Source organism: Streptomyces sp. UNOB3_S3 (assembly GCF_020740895.1).
Classification (GTDB): domain Bacteria; phylum Actinomycetota; class Actinomycetes; order Streptomycetales; family Streptomycetaceae; genus Streptomyces.
In genome coordinates this window covers 1-5,853 of the sequence record NZ_JAILXP010000417.1, presented here as the reverse complement: position 1 = coordinate 5,853, position 5,853 = coordinate 1, and the positions used below count along the sequence as shown (strand labels likewise).

General features: G+C 70.7%; 6 protein-coding genes. 1 reads left to right on the top strand and 5 read right to left on the bottom strand.

Annotation, left to right across the window (positions count from 1 at the left end; all coding sequences use genetic code 11):
- The 5 genes from K6I33_RS30440 to K6I33_RS30420 all read right to left on the bottom strand — a co-directional run.
- Window positions 1-822 (bottom strand): AfsR/SARP family transcriptional regulator (locus K6I33_RS30440; RefSeq protein ID WP_229357773.1); only part of this gene is annotated, 822 nt, incomplete at its 3' end.
- 279 nt (window positions 823-1,101) lie between these two features.
- On the bottom strand, window positions 1,102-1,437 hold the full coding sequence (locus tag K6I33_RS30435) for a helix-turn-helix domain-containing protein (RefSeq protein ID WP_229357772.1): 336 nt from the start codon (window positions 1,435-1,437) through the stop codon (window positions 1,102-1,104).
- A 192-nt stretch (window positions 1,438-1,629) separates the two neighbouring features.
- Complete coding sequence (locus K6I33_RS30430) at window positions 1,630-2,049, bottom strand: DUF4440 domain-containing protein (protein WP_229357771.1); 420 nt, start codon at window positions 2,047-2,049, stop codon at window positions 1,630-1,632.
- A gap of 89 nt (window positions 2,050-2,138) precedes the next feature.
- Window positions 2,139-3,605 (bottom strand): NAD(P)/FAD-dependent oxidoreductase, encoded by a 1,467-nt coding sequence (locus tag K6I33_RS30425; protein ID WP_229357770.1) that lies wholly within the window; start codon window positions 3,603-3,605, stop codon window positions 2,139-2,141.
- A gap of 191 nt (window positions 3,606-3,796) precedes the next feature.
- Window positions 3,797-4,177 carry a nuclear transport factor 2 family protein gene (locus tag K6I33_RS30420; protein WP_229357769.1) on the bottom strand — a complete coding sequence of 127 codons (381 nt, stop codon included), beginning with the start codon at window positions 4,175-4,177 and terminating at the stop codon, window positions 3,797-3,799.
- Window positions 4,178-4,508: 331 nt separating this feature from the next.
- On the opposite strand from K6I33_RS30420, the gene K6I33_RS30415 reads away from it, so the two are divergent.
- Window positions 4,509-5,853, top strand: a 1,345-nt coding sequence (locus K6I33_RS30415; RefSeq protein ID WP_229357768.1) for a polyketide synthase, incomplete at its 3' end; no start/stop codon positions are given.

Here is a 5,853-nt window from a genome sequence, read left to right as displayed (position 1 = left end):
CTGCGCGACCTCCAGCACGCCATCCTCACCCACGACGCCTCCCTCTCCCTGCCCCCGGCCCGCCTGGTAGGGGGCGGCGCCCAGGAGCCGGGCCGGGGGCAGGGAGAGGGAGGCGTCGTGGGTGAGGATGGCGTGCTGGAGGTCGCGCAGCGAGCGGCCGGGCTCCAGGCCGAGGTCCTCCACGAGGGTGGTGCGCACCTTGTCGTAGACGGCGAGGGCGTCGGCCTGCCGGCCGCAGCGGTAGAGGGCGAGCATCAACTGCCCGCAGGAACGTTCCCGCAGGGACTCGGTGGCGACCATGGTCTCCAGTTCGCCGAGGACGGCCTGATGGCGTCCGCAGGCGAGCTCGGCCTCGAAGTAGTCCTCCATGGCGTCGAGCCGGGCCTTCTCCACGGCGGCCAGCTCGGGCCAGGCGATGCCGGTCTCCACCAGGTCGGCCAGGGCAGGGCCCTGCCAGAGGGTGAGGGCCTGGCGCAGCAGTGTCGCGGCGTCCTCGGGGGCGCCGGCGGAGAACTTGGCGCGGCCCGCCTCGACCTGGCGCTGGAAGCGGTGGAGGTCGACGTCGTCGGGGTCGACGCGCAGCACATAGCCGGGCGCCTGGGTCAGCAGGGCCGGGGCGCTCGCCCCGCCGGGGGCGGCCGGGTCGGCCGAGAGGACGCCGCGCAGTCCCCAGACGGCGTTCTGGAGGATCTTCCGGGCCGAGGTGGGCGCCTCGTCCACGGGCCACAGGGCCCGCAGCAGCTGGCTGGTGGCCACGACCCTGTTGGCCTGCAACAGCAGGAAGCCGAGCGTGGCGCGCTGTTTGATGCCGCCCAGTGCCACGGGGCGGTCGGCGTCAATGACTTCCAGAGGACCTAGCATTCGAAACCGCATCGCTCACCCAAGATCTTTTTGCATCGTCGTGCAAAGGTTGTCGCCGGTCGATTCAGAAGGCGGCTTGTCGTGGGCCATGCGGCGCGACGTTAGGTCACGGAGGGTCGAACTCGGTTCTGTGTGCAGTTGTCCGTTCCCGCGCTCGTTCACCCACTGAAGTCGACGGGAACGCTAGTGGCGGCCTCTAGAGGTTCTCTCGAGGTCCGTTCGAAGACGGTTGCGCAGGCTTCACCCGGAGGGTGCCAGCATGCGCAGTTCGTGCTGCTCACCCCAGGCGGCGAGGGGGAGCAGGCTCTCGTGGAGGGTCAGGCCGAGCTCGGTGAGCGAGTACTGCACGGCCCGGGGCGGGATGGACAGACAGACCTCGCGGTCGACGACGCCGTCGAGCTCCATCTCGCGCAGCTGCTGGCTGAGCACCTTCTCGCTGACGCCGGGCAGGGCGCGTCTGAGCTCGCCGAAGCGGCGTGGCCGCCGGTGCAGTTCGGTGATGATCAGGGGCTTCCATTTGCCCCCGATGACCCCGAGGGCGGTCACCAGACCGCCGGTGAACGACTGACCGGACATGCGCAACTCCCCTACCCCGCCGCGGCCGGACACGAGCTCCCCCACGCTACCCCCGTACGCTCTCCGCTTCACGACGAGACCATACCGCGTAATCGGTATGTTTTACCCATGGCGACGGCCCCTGCCCCGGCGGGGGACCGGAGGCAGGGGCCGCACTGGGGAGCGCCGGTTTCGGGGTGTCCGTCCGGGCGCTTAGGCGACCAGGCCGCCCCGGGCCACGGGGCGGTCGATGGCCATCAGCCAGCGGCCGTCCTCGACCTTGACCAGGACGTCGGTGCAGACGCCCTCCAGGTGGAAGGGCTCGCCCTCGGCGTTGACGCCGTCGATGGCGTAGTCGACGCCGATCAGGGCCACGTCGCCGGCCGTGTAGGCGAAGGTCACCTTGGCCTCGAGCTTGGGCTTGGTGGCCAGGAACTCCTTGAAGAACTTCAGGCGGGCCTCGCCCGTGAGGGGCTCGCCGGAGAAGTTGGAGATGGAGTCCGCGCGGTAGAGGCTGTCGAAGAACTCGCCGTTACCGGAGTTGAAGACCTGGAGGAAGATCTCGTTCTGGGTCCAGGTGTCGTCGGTGAGGTCGGGCTTCTCGGGGTCGAACGGAACGGTGAACGTCGTCATGGCGGTTACGTCCTCTTTCTCTGCAGTTCCGGGCACCCGGGCGCGGGTGCCCCCGGGGGAGGGTCCGGCGGGGGCCGCCGGACGGGGTGTCACATCTCGCCGTTGGCCAGCTGGGCGGCGCGCATGCCCGACTCGATCGCACCGTCGATGAAGCCGGTCCAGCCCTCCGCGATGTCACCGCTGGCCATGGTGATCCGGCTGGTGACCTGGTTCAGGACGTCGGGGTAGAGCGAGGTCAGCTGGCCCGGCTTGCGGAAGGCCCAGCCGCCGCGGGAGAACTCGTCGGCGCCCCAGTTCTGCGCCCGCAGCCCGATGATGTCCAGGTCCGCGCCGAGCTTCTTCACGGCGTCCTTGACCTGGGCGGTGTTCGTCGGGTCGAGCTTGGGGTCGACGCTGAAGCCGACGTACAGCTGGCCCTCGGAGGTCTTCTTGTAGGGGATGAACATCGGGATCGGCGAGCCGCCCTCGGCCGACTGGCCGTAGAACCGGCCCTGGCCGTTGCGGGCGTGGATCCAGATCTTCAGGGCGTTCTTCACCGCGATGCCCTGGGAGGCGGCGGCCGTGTGGGCGGCGGGGAGCCCGGGGGTGAACTTGATGGTGTGCCAGACGTTGACCGGAACGGCCACCACGACGCCCTTGGCGGAGTAGGTCTTGCCGGCGCGGGTGGTGACGTGGACCCGGTTGCCCGACTCGGCGACGGAGGCCACCGGGGCGTTGAACACGATGGTCGGCTTGGTCTCGGCGATCATCGCCGAGAGCATCCCGACGGTGCCGGGCTTCATCCGGTACCGCTGGGTGTCGCTCCAGCCCTGGTTGTTCCAGCCGGCCATGGACCACCACTGGGCCATCATCGTCAGGGCGCCGTCGGTGCTGGCGCCGCCCGCGTAGATCGCGGTCTGACCGTTGATCAGCATCTCGTCGGCGGCCGACAGCTTCAGCTCGTTGAGCCGGTCGCGCAGCGACAGCTTGTCGAGCTTCTGGAGCAGGTCCGCGCGGTACAGCGGCTGGAAGGGGCGCTCGAAGTACTGCTTGGAGCCCTCGAAGAACTTCTCGAAGAGAACGCCCATCGCCGCGGACCCCTCGTCGGGGGTGAACGCCTTGGGGCCGTTCGGGGTGGGCAGGAGCATGCGGTCCAGCGGCTCCTCCTCCTCGAGGCCGATGCTGTACCGCTTGAGCTCCCGGGAGATGTTCGGCTGCGTCGGCTCGACCCAGGTGCCGCCCATCTCCACCTGCTGGCCGGCGAAGGTGTCGGTCCAGGTCCGGCCGCCGATCCGGCTCCGGGCCTCCAGGATCGTCACCCGCTTGCCCCGGGCGCGCAGCTCACGTGCCGCCGTGACACCGGCGAAGCCCGCGCCGATGACGATGAAGTCGCGCGCGGCGTCCTCGGAGTCCTCGGCCTGCTCGGTGGCGTACGCGGGCGCGGCCAGCGCGCTCGCGGCCGTGACGGCCAGGGCGCCCGCGCCCGCCGCCTTGAGGACCGTACGCCGCGAGGGGCGACGGCCGGTGCGGTGGGCGGTCTCGTCGGCCGCGGTGGTGGCGAAGCTGTCGGTGTTCACGGAAATCGTTCTCCCCCTATGGCGCCCAGGCGCCGGTGACGCTGGTTCGGAAGTACGGTGACGCTGATTCGGAAGTACGCCGGCACCGGCGACCGCCGATGCGGACGCCGGAGCGGATGCCGCCATGGACGCGGCGGATTCACGGCGGGCGGGCTCACGGCCGGGACGGCCGCGAGCCGGCCGTGCAGGCCTTACTCGGCCTGGCCGTACGGGTCGTCGATGGCGTAGCGCCAGTTGCCGTCCGCGCCCAGGCGCAGCACGTCGACGCCGATGCCCTTGAGGTGCTCGGGCTTGCCGTCCGCGTCGACCGTGTCGATGGTCCAGTCGACGATCAGCAGGGCGGTGTCGCCGGTGACGAAGGACTGCCGGACCTTGGCGTTCATCGTCGGGCCGAGGGCCAGGAACTCCTTGACGCTGTCCTTGCGGGCCTGACCGGTCAGCGGCTTGCCCGGCTCCCAGACGGCGACGGCCTCGTCCGTGTAGAAGGCGTTGACGGCGTCGGCGTCGCCTCGGTTGAAGGCCTCGACATAGAGGTCGGTGTGCTTTTCGACTTCATTGGTGAGCTGCGCCATGGCGTGACTGCTCCCGCTTTCTTTGGAGGGTATGGAGCCTTTTGGGTATGTGCCGGAAATCCAAGCGGACCCTAGCCCGGCGTTCCCAACCCCTCGCTCACCGAAGGGTAATGCGCCGCTCACCTCCTTGCGGCAGCACGTCGATTACCGCGCCGTGACCGGTCGCTGAAGTCCCGCAGGACGCCAACTGCCTAGGATCTGTGCACGATTCATGTGTTGTAGCACGGGACCGCCGGCGGAAATCGGAGCAGGTGGCCGGGCCCGGTCGCGGCGTTCTCGAAATGTTTATGGGCCGTTGAGGAATTCAGCTAGGAAAGGGCTGCCGGTCGCGATGACGAAGAAGCACACCCCCGATGGGGTCACGGCGCTCCGGGACGGATCCTCCGAGGCCATCGCGGTCGTGGGCCTGTCCTGCCGGCTCCCGATGGCGGCGGGCCCGGCCGAGTTCTGGGAGCTGCTGCGCACCGGTACGAGCGCCATCACCGAGGTCCCCGAGGGCCGCTGGGAGTCGGCGCTGTCGGGCGAGGGAGCGCGAGGCGAACTGGGCGTCCGCCGGGCCGGGTTCCTGGACCGCGTCGACACCTTCGACGCCGCCTTCTTCGGCATCTCGCCCCGCGAGGCCGCCACCATGGACCCGCAGCAGCGCCTGGTCCTGGAGCTGGCCTGGGAGGCCCTGGAGGACGCCGGGATCGTCCCCGCCGAGCTGGAGGGCAGCCGCACGGCGGTCTTCGTCGGCACGCTGCGCGACGACTACTCCGCCCTGCTCTACCAGCACGGCGAGCAGGCCGTCACCCAGCACACCATGACCGGCGTCAACCGCGGTGTGATCGCCAACCGCGTCTCGTACTACCTGGGCCTGCGCGGTCCCAGCCTGACCGTCGACGCCGCCCAGTCCTCCTCGCTCGTGGCCGTCCACCTGGCCTGCGAGTCGCTGCGCTCCGGCGAGTCCGCGATGGCCATCGCCGCCGGTGTGAACCTCAACGTGCTCGCCGAGAACGCCGTCACCGAGGAGCGCTTCGGCGGCCTCTCCCCCGACGGCGTCACCTACACCTTCGACGCCCGCGCCAACGGCTTCGTGCGCGGCGAGGGCGGCGGTGTCGTCGTCCTCAAGCCGCTCGCCCGGGCGATCGCGGACGGCGACCACGTCTACGGCGTCATCCGCGGCAGCGCGGTCAACAACGACGGCACCACGCCGGGCCTGACCGTCCCCAGCCAGACCGCGCAGGAGCAGGTGCTGCGCGAGGCCTACCAGAAGGCGGGCGTCGACCCGCGCGCCGTGCAGTACGTCGAGCTCCACGGCACCGGCACCCCCGTCGGCGACCCCATCGAGGCGGCCGCCCTGGGCGCCGTGCTCGGCGCCGCCCGCCAGGGCAAGCCGCTGCTGGTCGGCTCGGCCAAGACCAACGTGGGCCACCTGGAGGGCGCCGCCGGCATCGTCGGCCTCCTCAAGGCCCTGCTGGCGCTGGACCACCAGCGGCTGCCCGCGAGCCTCAACTTCGAGACGCCCAACCCGCGGATCCCCCTCGCCGAGCTGGGCCTGGCCGTCCAGCGCGAGCTGACCGCCTGGCCGCAGCCCGACGGCGAACTCGTCGCGGGCGTCTCCTCGTTCGGCATGGGCGGCACCAACGCCCACGTCGTCCTCACCTCCGGCCCGGCCCCCGCCGCCCGCCCCGAGC